Genomic DNA, 24,474 nt, shown 5'->3' on the forward strand with positions numbered 1-24,474 from the left:
CGGCGTCAGTAGGCGAAGGTGAGCGGGGCGTCCTCGTCGGAGCCGCCGACCTTCACCCGGGGAGGCTCCTCGAAGGGGTCGGCGCCCTTGCGGACGTAGGTCACGAGCAGCTTCACCTCGACCACGGCGAGGACGGCGTACAGCGCGGTGAGGACGACCAGCGACGTGGCCGCCTCGAAGACCGAGACTCCGGGGGAGACCCCCGACTCGGTGGTCATCAGCCCGAAGACGACCCAGGGCTGGCGGCCCATCTCGGTGAAGATCCACCCCCAGGACGAGGCCAGCGTGGTGGCGATCGGCAGGCTCAGGCCGAGGGTGCCGAGCCAGCGCACGCCCGGCGTACGGCCTCGCCGGGTGAGCCACAGGATGAGCGCGGCGCCGCCGGCGGCGAAGAAGCCGAGGCCCATCATGAAGCGGAAGGACCAGTAGGTGACCGGGACGATCGGGACGTAGTCGCCGTCGCGCTGGGCCGGGTCGGCGCTGTCGAGCTGGCCGTAGGTCTCGGCGTACTCCTCCTTGAGCGGATTGATGCCCTCGACGGTGCCGTCGAAGGAGCCGGTGCCGAGGAAGGACAGCAGGCACGGCACGGTGAGGGCGAACTTCTCGTGCTCCCCGTCGGGCGTGCCGATGGTGAGGATCGAGAACGGGGCGCAGCCCTCGCTGGTCTCGTAGAGGCCCTCCGCGGCGGCCATCTTCATCGGCTGCACCTCGGTCATCACCTTGCCCTGCAGGTCGCCGGTGATCCCGACGCCGAGGCCGGCCAGCAGCGTCACGACCGCACCGATGCGGATCGCGCGGTGGTACATCGGCCGGTCGGCCTCGTGGCGCTTGCTCATGTAGAGGTAGGCCGAGACGCCGAGGAGGAAGGCGCCGGCGGTCATGTAGGCCGCGAAGATCACGTGCGGGAACGTCACGACCTGGACCTTGTTGAACATCACCGCCCAGAAGTCGGTCAGCTCGGCGCGACCCGACTCGGGGTTGAAGCGGTAGCCGACGGGGTGCTGCATCCACGAGTTCGCGGCGAGGATGAACCACGACGAGGCGAGCGTGCCGAGGTGCACCAGCCACATGCAGCCGGCGTGCAGCCCGCGCGGGAGCTTGTCCCAGCCGAAGATCCAGAGGCCGAGGAAGGTCGACTCGAGGAAGAAGGCGAGCAGCCCCTCGATCGCGAGGGGTGCGCCGAACACGTCGCCCACGAAGCGCGAGTAGTCCGACCAGTTCATCCCGAACTGGAACTCCTGCACGATGCCGGTCACCACACCGATGGCGAAGTTGATGAGGAAGAGCTTGCCGAAGAACTTGGTCAGCCGGAGGTAGTCCTCCCTGCCGGTCCGCACCCAGGCGGTCTCGAGCCCGGCGATGACGGCGGTGAGCCCGATCGTCAGCGGCACGAACAGGAAGTGGTAGACGGTGATGATCCCGAACTGCCACCGGGCGATGTCGAGCACGTCCATGGGAATCCCTTCGGCGCGATTACTACATCCTGTAGTAAATACTACTCCGTGTAGTAGTTCGGCGCAGCACCGCCTAGACTCCGGGGCATGAGTCCTCGGTCACGGATGGGTGAGCTGGAACAGGCGGTCCTCGACGCGCTGTGGGAGCTCGACACGTCGCGCGGCGCCAGCGGTCGCGAGGTGCACGAGCGCCTCGGTGACCGCGACCTGGCCTACACGACCGTGATGACCGTGCTCGACCGGCTGGTCGGCAAGGACGTCGTCGTGCGCGAGCGGGACGGGCGCGCCTTCCGCTACGCGCCGCGGCTGACCCGCGCCGCGATGACCGCCGAGCTCATGCACGAGGCGCTGGAGGGCACCGGCGCCGACCGGGACCAGGCCCTCGTCTCGTTCGTCGGCGAGGCCAGCGCCGAGGACCTCGCGGCCCTGCGCCGTGCCCTCGCCGAGATGGACTGACGCGGTCGGCCGGCCGTGCTCACGCCGCTCGTCCTCGGCGCGCTCGCCGTGCTGCTCGCCGGGCCGGTCCCGTGGGCGCTGTCGCGCTGGTCGGGGCTGAGGCGTACGCCGGCCGCGGCCATGCTGCTGTGGCAGAGCACGGCGCTGGCCGCGGTGCTCGCGGCCCTCGGTGCGGGGCTCTCACTGGCGACCGACAGGCTGTGGGAGCCGCCCGTCGCCGCGGTCGACGTCGTCGTCGCCGCCGTGGCCGGTGCGGTCACGGTGGTGGTGACCGCCCGGCTCCTGCTGAGCGCGCACCGCACTGGCACGGCGCTGCGGCGCACGCGCCGGGTGCACCGCGAGCGCGTGGACCTGCTCGCCAGGACGGACGGGGGAGTGTCGGTGCTCGAGCACGACCTCCCCGTGGCCTACTGCGTGCCGGGCATGAGCGGGTCGCGCATCGTCGTGTCGCGCTCGACCCTGACCAGCCTCTCGGCCGACGAGCTGGCCGCGGTGCTGGAGCACGAGCGCTCGCACCTGCGCTCACGCCACGACCTGGTGCTCGAGGCGTTCGCCGTGCTGCACCGCGCCTTCCCGCGTTGGGTGGCCAGCGCGGCGGCCCGGCACGAGGTGGAGGTGCTGGTGGAGGTGCTCGCCGATCGCGCCGCCGTACGCACGGGCGGGCGCCGGGCGCTCGCGTCCGCGCTGCTCACCCTCGCCGGCTCGACCGCGCCCGCCGGGTCGCTCGGCTCGGCCGGGTCACTGGCGGCGCGGGTGGAGGTGCTGCGCGACACTCGCCCGCACCGGGTGCAGTCACTGGGCGTGATGCTGCTCGCCGCGGCGATCCTCGCCGTGCCGACGCTCCTCGTCGTGCTGCCCTGGCTCAGCGGCCTCGACGCACGCTGAGGACGCCCGAAGGCCCCGGCGGATCGCTCCGCCGGGGCCTCCGGTGATGGTGCTGGTGCTGCTGGGTGGTGCTCAGCTGCTGCTCGGGGTCAGCGGGTGACCCGGAACGTCAGCGTGTCCTTGCTGCGGGCCACGGTGTCGGAGCCGAGGTACGTCACCTTCACCGTGTGCTTGCCGGCCTTCAGGCCCTTCTTGAGGGTCCAGCTGGCCTTGCCCTTCTTGAGCTCGACCTTCGCCTTCTTGCCGTCGACCTTGATGACGACCTTGCCCTTGACGGCGACGTCGGCCTTGACGGTGACCTTGAAGGTGACCTTGTCGCCGGCCTCGGGCTTGGCCGGCTTGACCTTCACCTTGGTCTTCGAGTCGGCCTTGGTGGCCGCGAGGACGGTCGCGGTGAACGTCGCCGACGACTTGCCCTGGGTGCGGCTGCCGGAGTAGGTCGCGGTCAGCTTGTTGGCGCCCACCGGCAGGTCTGCCGGGAGAGCCACCGTGGCCTTGCCGTTGGCGTCCAGGTCGGCGCTGCCGAGGACCTGGCCCTTGGCGTCGGTCACCTTGACCTGGCCCGTGGGCGCCGAGCCAACACTGCCGTCGCGGCTGACGGTGACGTCGACCGAGGAGGCGGTGCCGTAGGTGGTCGGCTCGGGCTTGCGCACCGCGACCAGCTTGGTCGGCAGCTTGCAGTCGATGAGCTTGACGTTGTCCACGGACCACCCGATGACGCCGCTGCAGCCGTCGCGACCGATGTCGAAGCGCATCTGCAGGGTGTCGCCGGACTCGAGGCCCAGGGCCGTCAGGTCGACCACCGAGGTGCCCCAGCCGGACTCGAGGGTGCCGCCGTCGGTGCCGGTGAAGGCGTCCTCACCCGCGAGCGGGTTGGTGTTGCCGCCGGCTGCCGTGGTCAACGTGGTCGGCGGGTTGTAGAGGTACGCCTCGGCCGGCACGGCCGCGAACGAGCCGCCGTTGACGCTGACCTTGAGGTTGCCGCCGTCGTAGCCCAGCTCGGTCGAGACCGAGTGGTCGAAGGCGAGCTTCGGGTTCAGCACGTCGCCGACCTCGATGACGGGGCTGGCGATGGAGTCACGGCTCGAGAAGTCCCCGGCGCCGTTGGTGCACGCACCCTCGTCCGGGGCCGGGCCGAAGGCGACCTTGCCCGGGTGGTTCTCGACGGACGTGGACTGCCACGGCTCGTGGATGCCGCCCTCGAACACGACCTCGTTGCTGGCCGTCCAGCCGGCGAGACCGTCCTCGAAGTCCTCGCTCCAGCTGACCTCGTTGACGAAGCCGTCGCCGCAGAGCGACGGGGCCTTCGGGTCGAGCAGCGGCTGGAAGTCGCACTGCACGGGCTCCGCGCGGAGCTCGGTCGCCGTGATGACCTTGGCCAGCTCGGCGCAGTCGGCCGCCGTGATGGGCGCCGCCGGCTGCACGTCGTTGTCCGCGAGGCTGACCTTGTTGATCGGCTTGCCGGTCAGGTCGACGCAGGACGCCTCGAGGCCGTCGGCCAGGTCGGTGAAGTCCGAGGTCGGCGTGAGGTAGGCCGACTGGGTGCGCCACCAGATGTTGGACGCCTTGTCGAAGCCCATGCCGGCCATGGTCTGACCGTTGTAGGTGCCTCCGTCGACGGCCAGGGCGTAGGCGTGGTTGGGCACGCCGGAGTTGCTGTGGACGCCGCCGCCGTCCTCGGTGCTGCACTTGTACTCGGCGTCCGAGACCTTGCCCGGGTCGCCGTAGCAGGTGGGCGTCCACATGTCGCGGATCGCGCCACCGAAGGCCGAGGACTTCTCGCTCAGGACCCAGCGGGCGTTGTCGTCCTTGGCCGCCGCGTCGATGTCCTTGACGGTCATCGTTACCGCACCGACGGACTTGATCTTGCCCGCCGCCACGGCGTCAACCATGAGGCCGTAGATCGGGAAGTCGCCGCCGGCGGCAGCCGGCGAGCCGTTGGTGATGTTGCCGACCACGATGCCGGTCGCGCCGGCGTCGACGGCGTTCTGCACCTTGTCGTTGAGGATGCAGGCGCCACGGTCGACGTAGACCCACTTGCCCTTGACCGCGGCCGCGTTGGTGAGGTCGGAGCAACCGTCCGATGCGGTGCCGATGGGCTTGTTCGCGGCGTCGACCTCGATCGGGTCCACACCGGCGACGACGTCGGCCGTCACGCCGGCCTTGTCGAAGACGGGACCGTGCTGGAAGGGCACGGCCCATTCGCACTCGCCGGCCACCGACGCCGGCGCGGTGATGGTCGCACCGATCTCACCACGGGTGTAGCGCGAGCAGAGGCCGGCCGTGCGCTTGACGCCCAGGTCGCCCTCGCCCGTGTCCTCGCGGCCGTTGAGGATGTCCTGGGTCTCGCCGAACACGTCCGACATCGACTCGTTCAGCGCGCCCGACTGCCACTGGTAGATCAGGCCGGAGGTGTACTCGGTGTAGGCGTGGCTCCACTCGTGGCCGACGGTGTCGTCGTCGTAGACGCCCGGGCAGAAGCTGGTGTACTGGCCGTTCCAGGACGCGTTGGGGCACCGGTCGGCGCGGTTGTGGACCATGTACATGGTGCCGCCCTCGCCGTCGAAGGAGTCGCGGCCGAACATGTTCTTGTAGAGGTTGTAGATCTCGCCCGCCGAGGCGACCATGTTCTGCTGGTCCTGGGTGAGGCTGCCGGGGAGCGGCTGGCCCTCGCGCCAGACAGGAGCGAGCGTGTCGTCGCTGACGTCGTCCGGGGTGTCGCCGTCGTCGGTGACGGTCAGGAGCCGACGGTCGCGCGCCTCGTGGATGCGGGAGTAGCGGTTGACGGGCTTGAGGCTGGTGCTGTCGAGCAGCAGGACCTCACGGACGGTCCCGCTGTCCTCGGTCACGTTGGAGACGTCGACCTGCCAGGCCAGGACGGCCTCGCCGTCCTCGCCCCTCACGGAGCCCTTCCGGTAGACGACGAGCTCGGCCCCGTCGGCGCGCAGCCCGGACGTGTCGACCGCGGTGTCCGCGTCGGACATCGGCGGAGCCGCCTCGACGATCGCCACGGCCGCCTTCGCGGCCTCGTCGCGGCTACGACGAGGGGTCGTGCTGAGGGACAACCCCGGCGCGGCGAAGCCGGTGACCGAGGTCAGGTCGCCCTGCTTGTCGAGGTTGGCCTTGAGGCCCGACCCGAAGACGGGGACGCCCTGGTAGGTCTGCGTGTAGGTGACGGTCCAGCCGAGCGGTCCCGACTCGACTCGGACCTGCTCGAGCTCGTCGCTGCGAGCGCCGAGCACGGTGGCGTACTCGTCGAGGTAAGTGTCGGCCTTGGCGGCCGCGCTCGTGGCGTCGGTCGCGGACGTGCCGGGGAGCAGGTCGCCGTTGGAGCGGACGAAGCCCGCCTTGCCGGTGGCGGCTTCCCTGCTGATGGCGACCGAGCCCTCGGCCTGGTCGCGGAGCTGCGAGAGCAGCGAAGGTTCGGCACCGGGTGCCGCTGTTGCTTGCGCGCCGAGCGTGGGCAGAGCGGCCAGGCCGGCCCCCACGACTGCGAGTGCAAGCCCCCTGTTGAGGAGCTTCACGTGTGTTTCCTCCAGTGTTCGTCGCCACGCGGCTCCGATCGGCCGGGTGACCCGGGTCACCATAAGCACCTGTCCGGTCGGTCAGGAAGACCCCATGGTCGGTTTTCGTCCGATATCCGCCACCGCCGGACGATCTGCCGCTAGGGGCCCGGGAAGCGGAACGCGCGGTCGAAGTTCTCAGGACACGCAGCCGTGTGATCCCTGTGGCTGGTGTGACTTGCCCGTAGGGTTCCCGGCATGGCGACCCGTACGTCTTCCCCGCCGGGGTCGCGGAGCTCGAGCACGTCCGGAACCAAGGGCAGCACCAAGGCCTCGAGCACCCGATCACGGAGTACCAGCAAGCGCCCCGCTCCTCGCTCGACCTCGTCGAGGGGGCGGAGCGGCTCCACCGCGTCCAAGCGGCGCCCCGCCGCGCGTCCGGCCCCCCGCGCCGTCCGCAACGGTGCCGGTCCGGTCTCCCGGGCCTTCGGGGCCCTCGCCCGCGGCGTCGCCGCCGTCTGGCTCGGCATCGCCCACGCCGTCGGTGCCGTCGCGCGCTCGATCGGACGGTCCGCCCGCGACCTCGACCCCGAGCACCGCCGCGACGGTGCCGGGCTGTTCCTGATCGGCGTGGCGCTTGTCGTCGCCGCCGCCGTGTGGTGGCAGCTGCCGGGTGGTGTCATGGACTTCGCCCGCTCGGCCACCGCCGGTGCCGTCGGCAAGGTCGGCTGGCTGGTGCCGCTGTTCCTCGTCTACGCCGGGTGGCGGACGCTCCGCGACCCCGAGCGCAACGGTCCGGTGGGTCGCCAGGTCATCGGCTGGGCCGCGTTCGGCCTCGGCCTGCTCGGCATCGTGCACATCGCCAACGGCAACCCGCAGCCCGTGCTCGGCGACGCCAGCAACCTGCAGGAGGCCGGGGGAGCGGTCGGCTACGTCACCTCGAGCCTGCTGCTCGACCTCATGCAGACGCCGTACGTCGTGGTGCCGCTGCTGGTGCTGCTCGGCACCTTCGGCATCCTCATCATCACCGCCACGCCGGTCTACCAGGTCCCGGTCAAGCTCGCCGCGCTGCGCGACAAGGCGCTGGGCCGCTCCGCGGCCGAGCCCGAGGCAGCGTCGGAGGGCGACGACGCCACCCGGCCCGCCCGCACGCGTCGTCGCTCGATGCTCGACCAGGACGAGATCGACCCCGAGATGGGCGACCCGGCCTACGACAGCCCGGTGCTGGCCGACCGCGAGCTCAAGAAGCGTCGCAAGAAGAAGGACGCCGAGCCGTTCGAGGACTACGGCATCGACCTGTTCGCCGACGCCCCGACCGACGTGGCGCCGGCCGTCGAGCCGGCCCCCGTCGTCGTCAAGGACGCCGACACCGGCCCCGTCGAGCCGCCGCCGCACACGCCGCTGCCCGCCCGCGTCGAGCAGCTCGCCCTGTCCGGCGACATCACGTACTCGCTGCCCGACAACTCCGCGCTCAAGCCGGGCTCGCCGCACAAGGCGCGGTCCAAGGCCAGCGACGCGGTCGTCGAGCGGCTGATGCAGGTGATGGACGAGTTCGGCATCGACGCGACCGTCACCGGCTACACCCGTGGCCCAACCGTCACCCGCTACGAGGTCGAGCTCGGCCCGGCGGTGAAGGTGGAGAAGGTCACCGCCCTCTCGAAGAACATCGCCTACGCCGTGGCGTCCGCCGACGTGCGGATCCTGAGCCCGATCCCCGGCAAGTCCGCCATCGGCATCGAGATCCCCAACCTCGACAAGGAGATCGTCTCCCTCGGCGACGTGCTCCGGTCCGGCACGGCCCGCGCCGACCACCACCCGATGGTGGCGGGCCTCGGCAAGGACGTCGAGGGCGGTTTCGTGGTCGCCAACATGGCCAAGATGCCGCACCTGCTCGTGGCCGGTGCGACGGGCTCCGGCAAGTCGTCGTTCATCAACTCGCTGATCACCTCGATCCTGATGCGGTCGACGCCCGACGAGGTGCGGATGATCATGATCGACCCGAAGCGGGTCGAGCTGAACGCGTACGAGGGCGTGCCGCACCTCATCACGCCGATCATCACCAACCCCAAGAAGGCCGCCGAGGCGCTCGCCTGGGTCGTGCGCGAGATGGACATGCGCTACGACGACCTGGCCAACTTCGGCTTCCGTCACATCGACGACTTCAACAAGGCCGTCCGGGCCGGCAAGGTCGAGGTCCCGGCGGGCAGCGAGCGCAAGGTCACGCCGTACCCCTACCTCCTCGTCATCGTCGACGAGCTCGCCGACCTGATGATGGTCTCTCCGCGCGACGTGGAGGACTCGGTCGTCCGCATCACCCAGCTCGCGCGTGCGGCCGGCATCCACCTCGTGCTAGCCACGCAGCGGCCCTCGGTCGACGTCGTCACCGGCCTGATCAAGGCCAACGTGCCGTCGCGGCTGGCCTTCGCCACCAGCTCGCTCGGCGACAGCCGGGTCATCCTCGACCAGCCGGGCGCGGAGAAGCTGGTCGGACAGGGTGACGGGCTCTTCCTGCCGATGGGGGCCAGCAAGCCGGTCCGCGTCCAGGGCTCGTGGGTCACCGAGGCCGAGATCCACCAGGTCGTCAAGCACTGCAAGGACCAGCTCGAGCCGACCTACGTCGAGGACGTCACGGCCCCGGCCTCGGCGAAGCGCGACCTCGACGACGACATCGGCGACGACATGGAGCTCGTGGTCCAGGCCATCGAGCTCGTCGTCTCGACCCAGTTCGGCTCGACGTCGATGCTGCAGCGCAAGCTGCGCGTCGGCTTCGCGAAGGCCGGGCGCCTGATGGACATCATGGAGAGCCGCGGGGTGGTGGGCCCCAGCGAGGGCTCCAAGGCCCGTGACGTCCTCGTGAAGCCCGATGAGCTCGATTCCGTGATCGCCACGTTGGAGGGGGGAGCCTGATGGGCGCCGCAGCAGTGCACGAGACAGGGGTCGGCCACGACCAGCACGACGAGCACGAGGGGGAGGGCCTCGCGGTCGCTCCCGACCACGTGGAGGTTCGTCGCCACGCCGGCGTCGCCGCCGGGGTCGGCCTGACCGCGTCGGCGGTCGCCATCGCCTACTTCGCCCGCGCGACGCAGAGCGGCTCGGTCCTCGACTGGGCCTTCGTCGTCGCCATGGGCCTGCTCGCCGCCTACTGGCTCGTCGGCCTGGTCGACGCCCGGACGCCGCTGCTGGTCGCCGACGCGCAGGGCATCCGGATCCGGCTGGGCCGCACGTGGCGCGGCCTGCCGTGGTCCGCGGTGCACCACGTCGAGCACACGCCCCGCCAGGGCCTGCTGCGTGACGGTCGCCTGGTCGTCGTGCCGCACAACCCCGAGCTGGTGGAGTCCGAGCTCACCGCCGCCGGCAAGCGGCACGCCGGCGTCTCGCGGCTGCTCCACGGGTCCCCGTTCGCCGTCCCGCTGGGCCTGTCCACCCGTGTCGTGAGCGCCGGTGACGACCTGACCGAGGCGTTGGGCCGGGTCGCCCGCGACGCCGGCCAGATCGTGGTGCTGGAGCCCGAGGCAGCGCCGTCGTCGGAGGTTGAGTCGTCGTCGGAGATCGAGGCCCCGGTGGTCGAGGCCCCGGTGGTCGAGGCCCCGGTGGTCGAGGCCCCGGTGGTCGAGGCCCCGGTCGACGACGTCCCCGTGGCGCCCGTCGTCGCGAGCCCGACGCCCGCCGCGCTGCGCGAGACCGGCGCCGCCCGTCGCTCGGAGGTCCGTCGCGACTACGCCGAGCCGGAGCAGGACGACCTCGAGGGTCGCGAGCTGCGCCGCCCCGGTCGGGTCAGCCTCGTCGAGGAGACCCAGTCGTGGGGCGATCGCGTCCGCGCCATCGCCCGTCCGGGCGAGCCGGTGGAGCCGCTGGTGCTCGACGACTTCGAGGTCGAGCCCGCCGAGGACCCCGTCATCGGCCCTGAGCTCGCTGCCGCCCGTACGCGTCTCGGCCTGTCGGTCGACCAGCTCGCCGACCGGACCCGCATCCGCCCCCACGTGATCGAGGCCGTCGAGGTCGACGACTTCGAGCCGTGCGGTGGCGACTTCTACGCCCGTGGGCACCTGCGCACCCTGGCCCGGGTGCTCGGGATCGACGTCGCCCCGCTGCTGGCGTCGTACGACGAGCGCTACGCGCACGCCCCGATCAACCCGCGCCGGGTCTTCGAGGCCGAGCTGGCGACCGGTGCGCACGGCTCCATCCGCGGCACCCGTGGCGGTCCCAACTGGTCGGTGCTGGTCGCCGTCGTCATGGCGCTGGTGCTTGCCTGGTCCATCGCGCGGCTCGTGACGGACACCCCGCCCGAGCTGCGTGGCTCGACGCCGGTCCTCAACGGCTCCGGTGGCCCGCAGGGTGCGGGCAGCGCGCCCGTCGCCGACCCGGTGGCCGTGGTGCTCACCGCGCCGTCGGGTGGCGCGAAGGTCGTGGTGCGCGACGCGCTCGGGGAGATCGCCTTCCGCGGAAGCCTGGCCGTCGGCCAGAGCCGTGAGCTCCAGGCGTCGCCGCCGGTGCGCGTGCAGTCCACCGACGGGGCCGTGACGGTCTCGCTCGCCGGCGCCGAGGCGCGCGCGGTGGGCGAGCCGGGCACCGCCGGGCAGGGCACGTTCGTCGCCGACTGAGCCGGCCGCTGCCCGGGTCAGGCGGCGCCGAGGGTCTCGAGTCGTCGCCGCGCGTCGGCGAGGCCCTTCTCGTTGTCGGCGACCTCGACGTCGCCGGTGAGGTCGTCGGAGGCCAGGCGCGTCGCGAAGTAGACACCCTGCACGGCCTCGCGGAAGAGCCGGAACGCGTCGAGGTGCTGCATCTCGGCAGGGTCGAGCGGCCCCGTCGCCTGGTAGGCGCGGAGGAACGTCGCCGCCTCGTGCGGGCCACCGAGGTACATCACGGCCGACGCGACGTCGTAGAGCACCGGCCCACGTCGGGCTCCGGCCCAGTCGATGAGCCCGGTCACCTGGGTCTCGTCGTCGTGGACGAACGCCTCGGGCGCGGGGTCGGTGTGCAGCACCGACCACGTCAGGCGCAGCGAGTCGGTCGCGGCCCGGGCTGCCTCGACGGCGTCCAGGAGCCACGGGTGACTCTTCACCCCGGGCGCCGCCGGACTGAGCCAGTCCCGGGCGAACGTGGCGGTGTGCGGTCCGACGCCCGGTTCGCTTGCCACGTGGACACCAGCGAGGACCTCGGCGATCCACTCCTGCTCGGCATCGGTGTCACCGACGAGCTCGCGACCCGGGACGTGCTCCAGCAGCGCGAGCGCGTGCTCCGTGACGACGATGCGGCCGTCGAGCGCCGGGACGGGACGACCGGTCAGGAACCCGGCCGCTGCCAGCGTCGTGGCGACGTCGGCGCCTGCCGCCAGGGCGGCCACCCCCGATGCCGGCACGAGCTTGGCGACGTAGACCGCTCCTCGGTGCTCGACGAGCCACGTGCTCGAGTTCATGCCGCCGTCCAGCGGCCTCACCCGAGGCGCCTCAAGCCCCCAGAACCGGGTCAGCAGCTCGCTCGGATCGATCACAGGTGCACCGTCTCATGCCGGTTTCGCTCAGCTCTTGCGGGCCGGAGGTCCGTCCGTGGTCGTGGCGGGCGCGCCGATGGCCCCGCTGTTTCTGCGGCGCGGCTGGTGCGAACCGCAGCGTGCGGTGAGGCGACAGGCAACCTGTATGACGCCGGGCGCACCTATGGCCCCGCCGTGGTCAGGTCGGCGGGGTGTGGGGCGGGGTCATGGTCGGTCGGGTGGCTCGGGGTCGTCGGCAGCGCGCGGCGGGGTGTCGATGCGGGTGGTGCCGGTGCGGTCGCGGCGGTTGCGGTGCCCGTGGGGGCTGGTCCACTCGTAGACACCGGGTCCGGCCACGTCGTATCGCCAGCCCGAATGGGTCTTGAGGCGGTGGTGCCAGCGACATTCCGGTGCGAGGTTCGAGGACACGGTCGCCCCCGGCTGGGGACGGCCCTGGGGGTGGGCGTCGTGGTCGTAGGGGACGACGTGGTCGATGTCGCAAGCCCTCGCTGGGCGGGTGCACCACGGGAACACGCAGGTGCGGTCGCGCAGGATGACTTGTTCGCGGATCCGGTCGGGGATGTCGTAGCCCGGTGCCGTGAGCTCGGCGTTCAGGTCGATGACCGGCTTGACGGTCACCTTGGTGCGCGAGTCGCCGCACCAGCCCTTCACCTGCTCCAGCAGGACGAGCCGCTGGCCCTCCTCCATCCGCCCGGTGGGTCCGAAGACGGTGTCCAGCCCGTCGAGGCTGGTGTCGAAGTGGGCGTGCAGCACCACCTCACGCGCAACCGGCAACCCGTCCTCGCTCCTGGCGGCGCTCGAGCCCTGGAAGTGGAGGTCGAGCGCGGTCTGGGTGCGGGCGAGGTCGCCGAGCGCTGCGGACCGTCGGGCGTCCAAGGGTGCTGCTGAGCCGAGTGCCTTGAGCGTCTCCGCGCCGTGGGCGAGGGCCCGGTCGAGGTCGAGGGCGTCCGCGATGTCGAGCTCGGCCTCGAACCGCATCGTCCCGGCGTAGTGCACGTCCTGGTCGTGCACCGTCGCGTGGCGCGGGTCGACCGACAGGTAGCCGTCGTCGGGATCGGCGGTCGGGTCGGCTTCGGCCAGCTCGTGACGCTTGATGGTCTCCGCGACCAGCCGGTCGAGCTGCGCGGGACCGACCCGGCCCGCGACAGCGGCGACCTGGGCGTCGACCCACCGCGCCGCCTCGACCGACAAGGACGGGGTCGAGTGGATGGTGGCTTCGGCGACCGTGCGGGCGCGCCACGCCGGCACCGCGCCGGCCTGGACCTGCGCCCACAGCCGCGGGAGCCGGTGCCGCAGCTCGAGCGCGTGACCAATGAGCCGCTTCGCCGACGTCGACGAGATGCCGAGCACTGTTCCGAGCTCGGCGATGCAGAACTCAGCCACCGCTGGACAGCCCTCGCCGGCGATCGGCTCCTCGTGCTCGACGCCGTAGCGGCCACCGTCGCTGAACACCGCGGCGGTGTGGATCGACTCCGGCGGATGGAGGTCGGCCCAGCGGGCGGCGAGGTCGAGCTGGTCGGCCGCGGCCCGGTCCTCGACCGCCTTGCGTTCGCGGAGCGCTCGCAGCAGCTCGGAGGCGGAGAGGTCCTCGACCTCTGCTCCTCCGTGTGCTGCAAGCATCTCGATCATGTGTTCGATTCTACGGCGGGCCACCGACAACGGACCGTGGCCAGGGATGGCTTGGTGCAAGGGGTCCTCGATATGCCTTGCTCGTCCCTCGCTCGGCTACTCGACCACCGAATGAGAGCGGGTCTCCACACGCCTCGTTCCTCGGCTATTCGACCACCGGGGAGCGGGTCTCGATACGCCTCGCTCGTGCCTCGCTCCGGCTACTCGACCACCGAGGAGGGGGGTCTCGATACGCCTCGCTCGTCCCTCGCTCGGCTAACCGCCCAGCGAGGAGGGCGGGCGTCTCGTGGCATCCCGCTCGACTGCTCGAGCAGCAACACGACCGAGGCAAGACACCGCCCCCAGGTGACCCCGCCCCCCCGTGAGAGCCGCCTCACCGCGCCGCTGGTGCGGGTCGGAGTGGCGGGGCACGGCATACTCACGATGCGATGACGACTGACACCGAGCTGCCCCCCACCCCGCTGAACGTCGCGGTGGTCACGCTGGGCTGCGCCCGCAACGAGGTGGACTCGGAGGAGCTCGCCGGACGCCTCGAGGCGGGCGGGTTCGTGCTGGTCGAGGATCCCGAGGACGCGGACACCGTCCTGGTCAACACGTGCGGCTTCGTCGAGGCCGCCAAGAAGGACTCCGTCGACACGCTGCTCGAGGCCGCGGACCTCAAGGAGTCGGCCGGCAACGGCGGGCGTGCGCAGGCCGTCGTCGCCGTGGGCTGCCTGGCCGAGAGGTACGGCAAGGACCTCGCGGAGTCGCTGCCCGAGGCCGACGCCGTCCTCGGCTTCGACGACTACCCCGACATCGCGTCCAAGCTCCGCGCCATCGTCGCGGGGGAGACCCACCACCCCCACACGCCCTCGGACCGTCGGCGGCTGCTGCCCATCTCGCCGGTGGACCGTGACGCCTCCGGGATCTCGGTGCCCGGCCACCAGGACGCCAGCACCCCCGCCGCCACGCTCGTCGCCGAGCCGGGCGACCTCGCCGACATCGGCGCGGGCGCGCCCGCGACGGGACCCCGCGCCGTACGCCGTCGGCTCGACGCGGGCCCGATGGCGCCGCTCAAGCTCGCCAGCGGCTGCGACCGTCGCTGCACCTTCTGCGCGATCCCGAGCTTCCGTGGGTCCTTCGTCAGCCGCCGCCCGAGCGACGTGGTCGCCGAGGCGCGCTGGCTCGCGACGCAGGGCGTCAAGGAGCTCTTCCTCGTCAGCGAGAACTCGACCTCCTACGGCAAGGACCTCGGCGACCTCAGGCTGCTGGAGACCCTGCTGCCGGAGCTGTCGGGCATCGACGGCGTCGAGCGCGTCCGCGTGTCCTACCTCCAACCGGCCGAGACCCGCCCCGGCCTCATCGAGGCGATCGCCTCGACGCCCGGCGTCGTGCCCTACTTCGACCTGTCCTTCCAGCACGCCAGCGCCACGGTGCTGCGCCGGATGCGCCGCTTCGGCGACCCCGAGAGCTTCCTCGGGCTGCTCGACCAGGTGCGCACGCTGGCCCCGCTGGCCGGCGTACGGTCCAACGTCATCGTCGGGTTCCCCGGCGAGACCGAGGACGAGCTGCAGGTGCTCTGCGACTTCCTCGAGGCGGCGCGGATGGACGTCACCGGCGTCTTCGGCTACTCCGACGAGGACGGCACCGAGGCGGCGGGCTTCGCCGACCACCTCAAGCTCGACGAGGACGAGATCCGTGCCCGCACCGAGCACGTCACCGCCCTCGTCGAGGAGCTCAACGCCCAGCGGGCCGAGGAGCGCGTCGGCGAGGAGGTCGTGGTGCTCGTGGAGTCCGTCGAGGACGGCGTCGTCGAGGGTCGCGCCGCCCACCAGGGCCCCGAGGTCGACGGTACGACGCTGCTGCTGGGCGCCGCCGACGCGCAGGTCGGCCACCTGCTGAGCGCCACGGTCACCGGCACCGACGGGGTCGACCTCGTCGCGTGCGTGGACGGAGCGGCCCGATGAGCACGGACCCGACGCACGCCGAGCAGCGCCAGGTGTCGAACTTCAACATCGCCAACGTGCTGACCACCCTGCGCATCGTGATGGTCCCGTTCTTCGGCTGGGCGCTCCTGCACGACGGCGGCGACGACCCGCTGTGGCGGTGGGTGGCGTTCGCGCTGTTCGCCGTCGCGATGATCACAGACAAGATCGACGGAGACCTCGCCCGCAAGCACGACCTGGTCACCGACTTCGGCAAGATCGCCGACCCCATCGCCGACAAGGCCATCACCGGCATGGCCTTCATCGGCCTGTCGGTCGTCGGCGACGTCTGGTGGTGGGTGACGGTCATCGTGCTGCTGCGCGAGTGGGGCGTGACGCTGCTCCGGCTCTCCGTCCTCAAGCAGGTCGTCATCCCGGCCGCGTGGAGCGGCAAGGTCAAGACCGTCCTCCAGGCCGTCGCCCTGTCCGGGCTGATCTGGCCCCTGCCCCACGGTGACGCGCACGGCGGTGCCTTCGACTTCTGGCCGGGTCCCCTGGGCGAGGTGCTGTTCTACGTCAGCCAGGTCCTGCTGGCCGGCGCCGTCGCGATGACGATGTGGTCGGGCTGGGAGTTCGTCCGCGAGGTGCGCAAGCAACGGAACGCCGCGCCCGTCTGAGACGTAGGTCACACGTCCACAAACGGCCGCCTGAACTTTTGGCAACACTGGCAGGAAAAGGTCGTGCCGCGGCTCCCTTTTCGGGGTCCCGCTGGGTGAAGATGCGTCGGTCACATCCACCCGAACACCCCGGAGCACACATGCGCACACCTGCGCTCCCCTCGCCGCGCCACATCGCGGCAGGAGCGGGTCTGGCCCTCTTGGCGGCCGGATTCACCCCCCTCGCAGCATCGGCCAACCCCGCCGGCACCGGCCTCGTCATCAACGAGGTCTACGGCGGCGGCGGCAATACCGGCGCCGTCTTCACCAACGACTTCATCGAGCTCCACAACCCGAGCACGTCCGCGATCTCGGTGAACGGGCTGAGCCTCCAGTACCGCTCGGCCGCGGGCACGGGTGCGCCGGGGGCGTCCAACGTCTTCTCGCTGCCGAACAAGACGATCCAGCCGGGTGGCTACTTCCTGGTCCAGGCGGCGCCCGGCGCCACTGTGACGGACAAGCCGCTCCCCGTCACCCCGGACGCGCAGACCACGGGCACGACCCTCAACCTGTCGGGCACCGGCGGTCAGGTCTACCTGGTCAACGGCACCGCTCCGCTCGACGCCGGCACGGGCACGATCTCCAACGCCAGCGTCGTCGACTTCGTCGGCTGGGGGACGACGACGACCAGCTACGAGGGTGAGGTCGTCGCGCCGGCCACCCGCAACTCGGCGCCCGCGACCACGAACGCCACGTCGATCTCGCGCAAGACCGCCGGCACGGTCGTCCAGGACACCGACTCGAACGCCGCCGACTTCGCGACCGCCGCGACGCCCAGCCCCACGACGACGTCCGTCGCCGGGCCGCTCACCGTCGCCCAGCCCGGCAACAAGTCGGGTCAGGCCGACGTGCCGATCGCGCCGTTCACCCTGACGGCCACTGGTGGCACCTCGCCCTACACCTGGTCCGCGACCGGTCTCCCGGCGGGCGTCACCGTCGCCCCCAACGGCGCGGTCTCCGGGACGCCGACGGCGCCCGGCATCTACACCGTCACGGCGACGGCCACCGACTCGGCCACGCCGACCGCTGCGACCGACGACGTGACCTTCACCTTCACCGTCACGGCGGCGCCGACGCTCATCCCGATCTCCGCCGTGCAGGGCACCGGTGCGGTCTCGCCGCTGGTCGGCCAGAAGGTCATCACCCGAGGCATCGTCACCGCGACCTACCCGAGCGGTGGCTTCCGCGGGTTCTACATCCAGACCCCCGGCTCCGGCGCGGCCAACATCGACCTGGCCGCGCACACCGCGTCCGACGGCGTCTTCGTGCGCCAGCCGAGTGGCTCGATCGACGGGTTCCCCGGCGACTACGTCGAGGTGACCGGCAACGTCACCGAGTTCGCCGGCGCCACGCAGATCGAAGCAGCGGCGGCCGACATCACGCCGCTCGTCGGCCAGAACCCGGCGCCCGTCGTGACGACCACCACCGCCACCTGGCCGCGCGCCGCGGCGCAGAAGGAGTCGCTGGAGGGCATGCGCTACCGCCCGACCGGCGACTTCACCGTCACCAACACCTTCTCCACCAACAACTTCGGTGAGGTCGGGCTCGCCCAGGGCACCAAGCCGCTGATCCAACGCACCGAGGTGGAGCTGCCCGGCCCGGCCGCCTCCAGCGCCACCGAGGCGGACAACCTGGCTCGCGGCGTCGTCCTCGACGACGGCTCCTCGACCAACTTCCTCCTGACGGGCAACGCCACCGACTGCGCACCGCGGCCGACCGGCTGCCTGCTCAACGGCGACCAGACCCCGCCGTACGTCTCGACGAAGGACCCCGTCCGGGTCGGCGCCCGCGCCACGTTCGTCGCCGACGTCATCTTCACCGAGGGCGGCTCGCCGAGCGCGCCGACCTACCGGTTCCAGCCCCTCACCACGGTGGTCGGTCCGACCAACGCCGGCTCGCCGGCGACGTTCGAGAACACCCGTACGGCGGCGCCGGACGAGGCCCTGATCAACGAGGTCGGCACCGCTGACCTCAAGATCGCCTCGTTCAACGTGCTGAACTACTTCACGACCCTCGGTGACGCCAACGACGACAACATCGGCGACGGGGGGTGCACGCCGTTCCGCGACCGCGACGACGACGGCAACACCGTCAATGGCGGCTGCGACCAGCGCGGTGCCTGGGACCCGCAGGACTTCCAGCGCCAGCAGTCGAAGATCGTCTCGGCGATCAACGCCCTCGACGCCGACGTCGTCGGGCTCATGGAGATCGAGAACTCCAAGCAGCTCGGCGAGACGCCCGACGAGGCCACCAACAGCCTCGTCGCCGCGCTCAACGCCGAGGCGGGAGCCGGCACGTGGGCGGCGAACCCGTCCTCGAGCGAGCTCCCGGCCGACGGCATGGACGTGATCACCAACGCGATCATCTACAAGCCGGCCAGCGTGGACCGCATCGGCGAGTCGCGTGCGCTCGGCACCCTGAGCGACGCCGGCGAGGCGTTCGACAACGCGCGTGAGCCGGTCGGCCAGGTGTTCCGCAGCGACGCCGGCGGGGACCCGTTCCTCTTCGTCGTCAACCACTTCAAGTCCAAGGGCTCGGCCGGTCCCAACCCGGGCGACACCGACGCGGGCGACGGTCAGGGCGCGTCCAACGGCTCGCGCAAGCTGCAGGCCACGGCGCTGCGCGACTGGGTGACCGGCGTGCAGGCCGAGACCGGCGTGCAGTCGGTCGTGATGGGCGGCGACTACAACTCCTACGCCATGGAGGACCCGCTGCGGATCCTCTACGACGCCGGCTTCACCAACGTCGAGCAGCACTTCGACAACGGCGAGTTCTCCTACTCGTTCTCGGGGCTGTCCGGCTCGCTGGACCACATCCTCGTGAACGACGCGGCGCTCAAGCGGTCGACGGGCACGGACATCTGGAACATCAACGGCGGGGAGTCGCTGGCGCTGGAGTACAGCCGCTGGAACTACCACGCGACCGACTTCCACGCCGCGGGCCCGTACCGGTCCTCCGACCACGACCCGGTCATCCTGGGCTTCAGGAAGACGGCGCCCACGGCACCGCCGGTCGTGGCGGACACGTCCGTCACCGGTTCCGCCGGCACGGTGGTCTACGGCAAGGCCGGCACCGTGACGGTGAAGGTCGCCCCGGCGACCGCCACCGGCACCGTGACGGTCGCCAAGGGCGCTTCGGTCCTGGGCTCCGCCACGCTGGCGTCGGGCCAGGGCTCGGTCACGCTGGCCGCGAAGTCGCTGCCGGTCGGGACGCACACGCTCGCGCTCGCCTACTCGGGCGACGCAGGGCACAAGCCGTCCACCGGCTCGGTCACGGTCGTGGTGAGCAAGGCCGACCCCACTCTCGGGGCGAAGGTCACGCCGAAGAAGGTCAAGGTCGGCAAGAAGGCCACGATCAAGATCACCGTGTCCGCCCAGGGCTTCACGCCGACCGGCAAGGTGAGCGTCAAGGTCGGCGGCAAGACCTACCGGGCGACCCTGAAGAAGGGCCGCGCCGTCATCACGCTGAAGGCCTTCAAGAAGCCGGGCACCTACAAGGCGAAGGTCTCCTACTCCGGCGACGCGACCACCGAGGAGGCGCGCACCCGCGTCACCGTGAAGGTGAAGCGCCGCTGAGCCGCCCCGCACGAGTGGCCCGGCCGTCCAGCCAGGACGGCCGGGCCACTCGGCACACCCCCTGCCCGCAGGGAGCCGCACCACTGTCAGACGGTCGGGTTATGGTGACTCGACTCACACGCACTTCCACCCGAAAGGCCCACTCGTGTCAGCATCACGAACCGGTCGCAGACTCGCTCTGACGACCTCCCTGACGGGGCTCCTCGCAGCTCCGCTCGCCGTCGTCGGCCTGGCCGCGCCGGCGCACGCCGCACCCGTCGACATCCAGATCCTCGGCACCAACGACTTCCACGGCCGCCTCCTCCCCAACACGAGCAGCGGTGCGCAGGAGGCCGGCGCCGCGCAGTTCGCCGGTGCCGTCAAGCAGCTCGAGGCCGGTTTCGCAGGTCCCACCGTCTTCGCTGCCGGCGGCGACCTCATCGGCGCCTCGACCTTCGAGTCCTTCATCCAGCGCGACAAGCCGACCATCGACTCGCTCAACGCCGCGGGGCTCGACGTGTCCGCCGCCGGCAACCACGAGTTCGACGCCGGCTACGGCGACCTCGTCAACCGCGTGATGGGTCCCTACGACGCCACCAGCAACGCCGAGGGCGGCGCCGCGTGGCAGTACATCGCGGCCAACGTGCGCAAGAAGTCGGACGACTCCTACGCCCTGCCCGACATCACCGCGCGCACCCCCGATGCCAACGACACCTCCGACGGCGGCACGTGGACCACCACGGCCGGCGGCGTGAAGATGGGCTTCATCGGCGGCGTCACCGAGGACCTGCCCTCGCTGGTGAGCCCGTCCGGCATCGCCGACCTCAAGATCAGCAGCATCATCGCCGAGACCAACGCCGCCGCTGACCGGCTCAAGGCCCAGGGCGCCGACATCGTCGTGCTCCTCGTGCACGAGGGTGCTCCCGACACCACCGAGGCGTCGGCGCGCAGCAACGACAACGCCTTCGGCCGGATCGTCAACGGCGTGGACGGCGACGTCAGCGCGATCATCTCCGGCCACACCCACCTGGCCTACAACCACGTCATCAACGGCCGCCCGGTCGTCTCGGCCGGCCAGTACGGCACCAACCTCAACCGCCTCGTCTTCACCGTCGACCCGGTCGCCGACACGGTCGTCTTCAAGAACGGCGACATCGTCCGCGCCAACACCGTGACGGTGGCTGACGCCGGCGCCCTCGCCACCAAGGCCGCGGTCCAGGAGATCGTCTCCAAGGCGGAGGCCCAGGCCAACGTGCTCGGCGCCCGCGTGCTCGGCAAGGTGGGCGGCGCGTTCAACCGCGCCAAGCTCGCCGACGGCACCACCGAGAACCGCGGTGGCGAGTCCACCCTCGGCAACCTCGTCGCCGAGGTCCACCGCTGGGCCACCTCGACCGCCGAGGCCGGCGCCGCGCAGATCGCGTTCATGAACCCCGGCGGCCTCCGCCAGGACATCGCCGGTCCGGCGGACGTGACCTACAAGCAGGCCGCCGTCGTGCAGCCCTTCGCCAACACGTTGGTCAACATGAAGATGACCGGCGCGCAGATCAAGACGGTGCTCGAGCAGCAGTGGCAGCGCGACGACAAGGGCGTCGTGCCCACCCGTGCCTTCCTGCGCCTCGGCACCTCGGAGGGCTTCTTCGCCACCTACGACCCCAGCCGCCCCGAGGGCAACCGGGTCACCGGCATGTGGCTCAACGGCAAGGCGATCGAGTCGGGCACCCAGTACTCCGTGACCGCCAACTCGTTCCTCGCCGGCGGTGGTGACAACTTCCGCGGGTTCAACGCCGCCACCGCCAAGCGCGACACCGGCAAGTCCGACCTGCAGGCCATGGTCGACTACATGGCCGCGAAGGCCGCCACGACCCCGCTGCCGGTCAAGGCCGACCAGCGCCAGGTCGGCGTCAGCTGGCCCGCCGGCGCCCCGCGCTTCTACCGCCTCGGTCAGGACCTCAAGCTGAACCTGTCGTCCCTCGCCATGAGCACCGCGGCCGACCCCAAGGACGCCTCTCTCGCGGTCAAGGTCGGCAACGCGTCGGTGTCCTCGGTCCCCGTCGACAACACCGTGTCGACGACGGCCCAGGACGACGAGACCGGCAAGGCCGCCGTGTCGATCTCCCTCAAGGGCAAGGTGCGCAAGGGCAAGCAGCTGCTGACCTTCACCGGTCCCACCACCGGCACCACGTTCACCCTCCCGGTCGACATCCGCAAGGCCAAGGCGGAGCTCAAGGCCCGCACCAAGCCCGGTCGCATCGTCAAGGGCAAGACCCGCGCTCGCCTGAAGATCAAGGCCTCGGCCCTGGGCATCAAGGCCGTGACCGGCAAGCTCGTGGTCAAGGTCGGCGGCAAGAAGTACACCGTCAAGCTCAAGAACGGCAAGGCGACGGTCAAGCTCGACCGCTTCGCCAAGACCGGCACCAAGCGCGTCGTCGTGAAGTACGCCGGCAGCAACAAGGTTCGCACCAAGACGGCCGTCGTGAAGATCAAGGTGCGCCGCAAGTGACGCACTGATCCACCCAGCACGACCCAGCACGAACGCGGAGGCCCGGTCATCGTCCGCGATGGCCGGGCCTCCGGTGCGTCCGTCACCCGAGGGCGAGCGCCGCCTGCACGAGCGCGAGGTGGCTGAAGGCCTGCGGGAAGTTGCCCGCCATCCGGCGGCGGTCGGGGTCGTACTCCTCCGAGAGCAGGCCGACGTCGTTGGCCAGGTCGCACAGCCGGTCCATCAGTTCCTCGGCCTGCTCGCGCCGTCCCGCCGCCGCCAGCGCCGACACCAGCCAGAACGAGCACGCCAGGAACGGGTGCTCGTCGCCGGAGAGGCCGTCGACGCCGGTCTGGGTGCGGTAGCGCAGCAGCAGGCCGCAGTGCATCAGGTCCGTCGTCACCGCGTCGATCGTCCCGAGCACCCGCGAGTCGTCGCCCGGCAGGAAGCCGACGAGCGGGATGGTCAGCAGCGACGCGTCGACCTCGTCGGTGTCGTAGTGCTGGGTGAAGGTCCCGCGCGCGCTGTCGAAGCCCTTCTCGAGCACCTCGTCGCGCACCCGGTCGCGCAGCTCGCGCCACCGCTCCAGGGGGCCGTCGAGCCCGTGGTCCTCGACCGCCTTGACCGCACGGTCGAAGGCCACCCACACCATGACCCGCGAGTGGGTGAAGTGGCGCTGCGGTCCGCGGATCTCCCACAGGCCGTTGTCGGGCTCGTCCCAGTGGTCGGCGAGGTCGTCGACCAGCGCCCGCTGGAGCGCCCAGGAGTTGTGGCTCTCCTCCACGCCCGCCCGTCGAGCCAGCTCAAGGGCGATCATCACCTCGCCCAGCACGTCGTTCTGGCGCTGCGAGACCGCTCCGTTGCCGATGCGCACCGGTGTGCTGCCGGCATAGCCGGGCAGGTGGTGCAGCTCGCGCTCCGGCAGCTCGCGACCGCCGTCGACGGTGTACATGATCTGCAGGTCGGCCGGGTCGCCGGCGACGGCACGCAGCAACCACTCGCGCCACCGGTGCGCCTCGTCGACGTAGCCGGCGCCCAGCAGCGACTCCAACGTCAGCGCGGCGTCGCGCAGCCAGCAGAAGCGGTAGTCCCAGTTGCGCTCGCCGCCGAAGTCCTCGGGCAGCGACGTCGTCGGGGCGGCCACGATGCCGCCGGTCTCGGCGTGGGTCATCATCAGCAGCGTCAGCAGGCTGCGGCGCACCAGGTCGGCGTGCGGCACGGTGCCGGGGGAGCGCTCGGACCACGACTGCTGCTCGGCGGCCGTCGCGCGGATGCGCTCGTCGAAGCTGAGGGGCTTGGGGACGTCGCGCCACGAGCGGACCCACGTCGTCGAGAAGGTCATCTCGTCGCCGGCGGACAGCTCGAACTCGTCGCGGTGGTGGCCGCGCTGACCGTGGGGCAGGCGCGGGCCCCGCAGGATGAACTTGTCAGGCCCCGCCACCGCGACGACGACCTCGTTGCCGTGCGCGTGCTCACGGCTCACCCACGGGCGGACCTTCCCGTAGTCGGTGCGCACGACCCAGTCGTGGCGGATCCGCACCGTCCCGCGCGTGCACGTCAGGCGGCGTACGACGTCCGCGCGGCCGTCGCCGGTCGGCATCAGGTCGAGCAGCACCACCTCGCCGTCCGCGGTCGTGAAGGTGGTCTCGAGCAGCGCAGTCCCGTCGACGTACCTGCGGCTGCAGGCGACCACCTCGTCGGCCGGCGCGAGGAGCCAGCGGCCGTGCTCCTCGGTGCCCAGCAGCGCGGCGAAGCAGGCGGGGGAGTCGAACCGCGGCAGGCACAGCCAGTCGATCGAGCCGTCCGTGCCGACCAGCGCTGCGGTGCCGTTGTCACCGATGAGGGCGTAGTCCTCGATGGGGAGTGCCATGCGGATAGTGTCGCCGACATGTGGTCGGACGACGCGCTGGCGCGGCGCGTGCTCGAGCAGCTGGCCCGACGCGGCGAGACGGTCGCGACCGCGGAGTCGCTCACGGGCGGGATGCTCTCGTCCTGGCTGACCGACGTGCCGGGCGCCTCGAGGTCGTTCGTGGGCGGCGTCGTGTCCTACGCGACGCGCGTCAAGGTCGCGGTGCTCGACGTGCCCGCCGACGTGGTGGACCGGCACGGCGTGGTGTCGGAGGAGTGCGCGATCGCCATGGCGCGTGGGACGCGGGCCCGGCTCGATGCCTCGTGGGGCGTCTCGACCACCGGCGTCGCGGGCCCGGACGAGCAGGAGGGCAAGCCCGCCGGCACCGTGTGGGTGGCCGTCGCGGGCCTCGACGCGGTCGAGGCGCGCAAGCTCACGCTGCACGGCGACCGGAGCACGATCCGGCGGGGTGCGTGCGAAGGCGTGCTGTCCGTCCTCGAGGGCCTGCTCGTCCGCTGAGCGCGGGTCGATCCGCTGCAACTGGGCGTCTGCCC

At 71.4% G+C, this 24,474-nt stretch carries 14 protein-coding genes; 9 read left to right on the forward strand and 5 right to left on the reverse strand.

All coding sequences use genetic code 11. From position 1 onward, the window contains the following. Positions 1-5: 5 nt before the first annotated feature. Entirely contained in the window at positions 6-1,454 is a 1,449-nt protein-coding gene (locus SHK17_RS08630) for a cytochrome ubiquinol oxidase subunit I (protein ID WP_322921761.1), read from the reverse strand. 87 nt (positions 1,455-1,541) lie between these two features. Between SHK17_RS08630 and SHK17_RS08635 the strand changes: the two genes are divergently transcribed. After that, positions 1,542-1,910, forward strand: a complete 369-nt coding sequence (locus SHK17_RS08635; protein ID WP_322424018.1) for a BlaI/MecI/CopY family transcriptional regulator — start codon at positions 1,542-1,544, stop codon at positions 1,908-1,910. Between the two features lie 15 nt (positions 1,911-1,925). Beyond that, positions 1,926-2,795: a M56 family metallopeptidase gene (locus SHK17_RS08640; RefSeq protein WP_322424019.1), complete on the forward strand. Its 870-nt coding sequence runs from the start codon at positions 1,926-1,928 to the stop codon at positions 2,793-2,795. Between the two features lie 89 nt (positions 2,796-2,884). Here the strand turns inward: SHK17_RS08640 and SHK17_RS08645 are convergent, their stop codons facing one another. Continuing rightward, entirely contained in the window at positions 2,885-6,319 is a 3,435-nt protein-coding gene (locus SHK17_RS08645) for a M4 family metallopeptidase (RefSeq protein WP_322921762.1), read from the reverse strand. 237 nt (positions 6,320-6,556) lie between these two features. On the opposite strand from SHK17_RS08645, the gene SHK17_RS08650 reads away from it, so the two are divergent. Together SHK17_RS08650 and SHK17_RS08655 are read left to right on the forward strand one after the other, a co-directional pair. After that, positions 6,557-9,205 (forward strand): FtsK/SpoIIIE family DNA translocase, encoded by a 2,649-nt coding sequence (locus SHK17_RS08650; RefSeq protein ID WP_322921763.1) that lies wholly within the window; start codon positions 6,557-6,559, stop codon positions 9,203-9,205. Further along, complete coding sequence (locus SHK17_RS08655; protein WP_322921764.1) at positions 9,205-10,899, forward strand: helix-turn-helix domain-containing protein; 1,695 nt, start codon at positions 9,205-9,207, stop codon at positions 10,897-10,899. The genes SHK17_RS08650 and SHK17_RS08655 overlap by 1 nt, the downstream gene beginning before the upstream one ends. A 17-nt stretch (positions 10,900-10,916) precedes the next feature. On the opposite strand, the gene SHK17_RS08660 is transcribed toward SHK17_RS08655, so the two are convergent. Then, entirely contained in the window at positions 10,917-11,789 is an 873-nt protein-coding gene (locus SHK17_RS08660) for a phosphotransferase enzyme family protein (RefSeq protein WP_322921765.1), read from the reverse strand. Between the two features lie 204 nt (positions 11,790-11,993). Beyond that, complete coding sequence (locus SHK17_RS08665; RefSeq protein ID WP_322921766.1) at positions 11,994-13,418, reverse strand: HNH endonuclease signature motif containing protein; 1,425 nt, start codon at positions 13,416-13,418, stop codon at positions 11,994-11,996. A 461-nt stretch (positions 13,419-13,879) separates the two neighbouring features. Here SHK17_RS08665 and rimO point away from each other — a divergent pair, with 461 nt between their 5' ends. From rimO to SHK17_RS08685, 4 genes are all read left to right on the forward strand, one after another. Further along, positions 13,880-15,364 (forward strand): 30S ribosomal protein S12 methylthiotransferase RimO, encoded by a 1,485-nt coding sequence (rimO, locus tag SHK17_RS08670; protein WP_322922016.1) that lies wholly within the window; start codon positions 13,880-13,882, stop codon positions 15,362-15,364. After that, positions 15,361-15,999, forward strand: coding sequence for a CDP-diacylglycerol--glycerol-3-phosphate 3-phosphatidyltransferase (pgsA, locus tag SHK17_RS08675; protein WP_172273106.1), 639 nt, complete (start codon positions 15,361-15,363; stop codon positions 15,997-15,999). Before rimO ends, pgsA begins: the two co-directional genes overlap by 4 nt. A gap of 140 nt (positions 16,000-16,139) precedes the next feature. Further along, the gene (locus SHK17_RS08680; protein WP_322921767.1) at positions 16,140-19,613 is read left to right on the forward strand and encodes an ExeM/NucH family extracellular endonuclease; all 3,474 of its coding nucleotides are present in this window, start codon (positions 16,140-16,142) and stop codon (positions 19,611-19,613) included. A gap of 145 nt (positions 19,614-19,758) precedes the next feature. Next, positions 19,759-22,092, forward strand: a complete 2,334-nt coding sequence (locus tag SHK17_RS08685) for a bifunctional metallophosphatase/5'-nucleotidase (RefSeq protein ID WP_322921768.1) — start codon at positions 19,759-19,761, stop codon at positions 22,090-22,092. 82 nt (positions 22,093-22,174) lie between these two features. Here SHK17_RS08685 and SHK17_RS08690 read toward each other — a convergent pair whose 3' ends face one another. Next, positions 22,175-23,941, reverse strand: a complete 1,767-nt coding sequence (locus SHK17_RS08690; protein WP_322921769.1) for a glycoside hydrolase family 15 protein — start codon at positions 23,939-23,941, stop codon at positions 22,175-22,177. 18 nt (positions 23,942-23,959) lie between these two features. Between SHK17_RS08690 and SHK17_RS08695 the strand changes: the two genes are divergently transcribed. Continuing rightward, positions 23,960-24,439: a CinA family protein gene (locus tag SHK17_RS08695; RefSeq protein ID WP_322424028.1), complete on the forward strand. Its 480-nt coding sequence runs from the start codon at positions 23,960-23,962 to the stop codon at positions 24,437-24,439. Positions 24,440-24,474: the final 35 nt, after the last annotated feature.

The organism is Nocardioides renjunii (assembly GCF_034661175.1).
Lineage (GTDB): Bacteria > Actinomycetota > Actinomycetes > Propionibacteriales > Nocardioidaceae > Nocardioides > Nocardioides renjunii.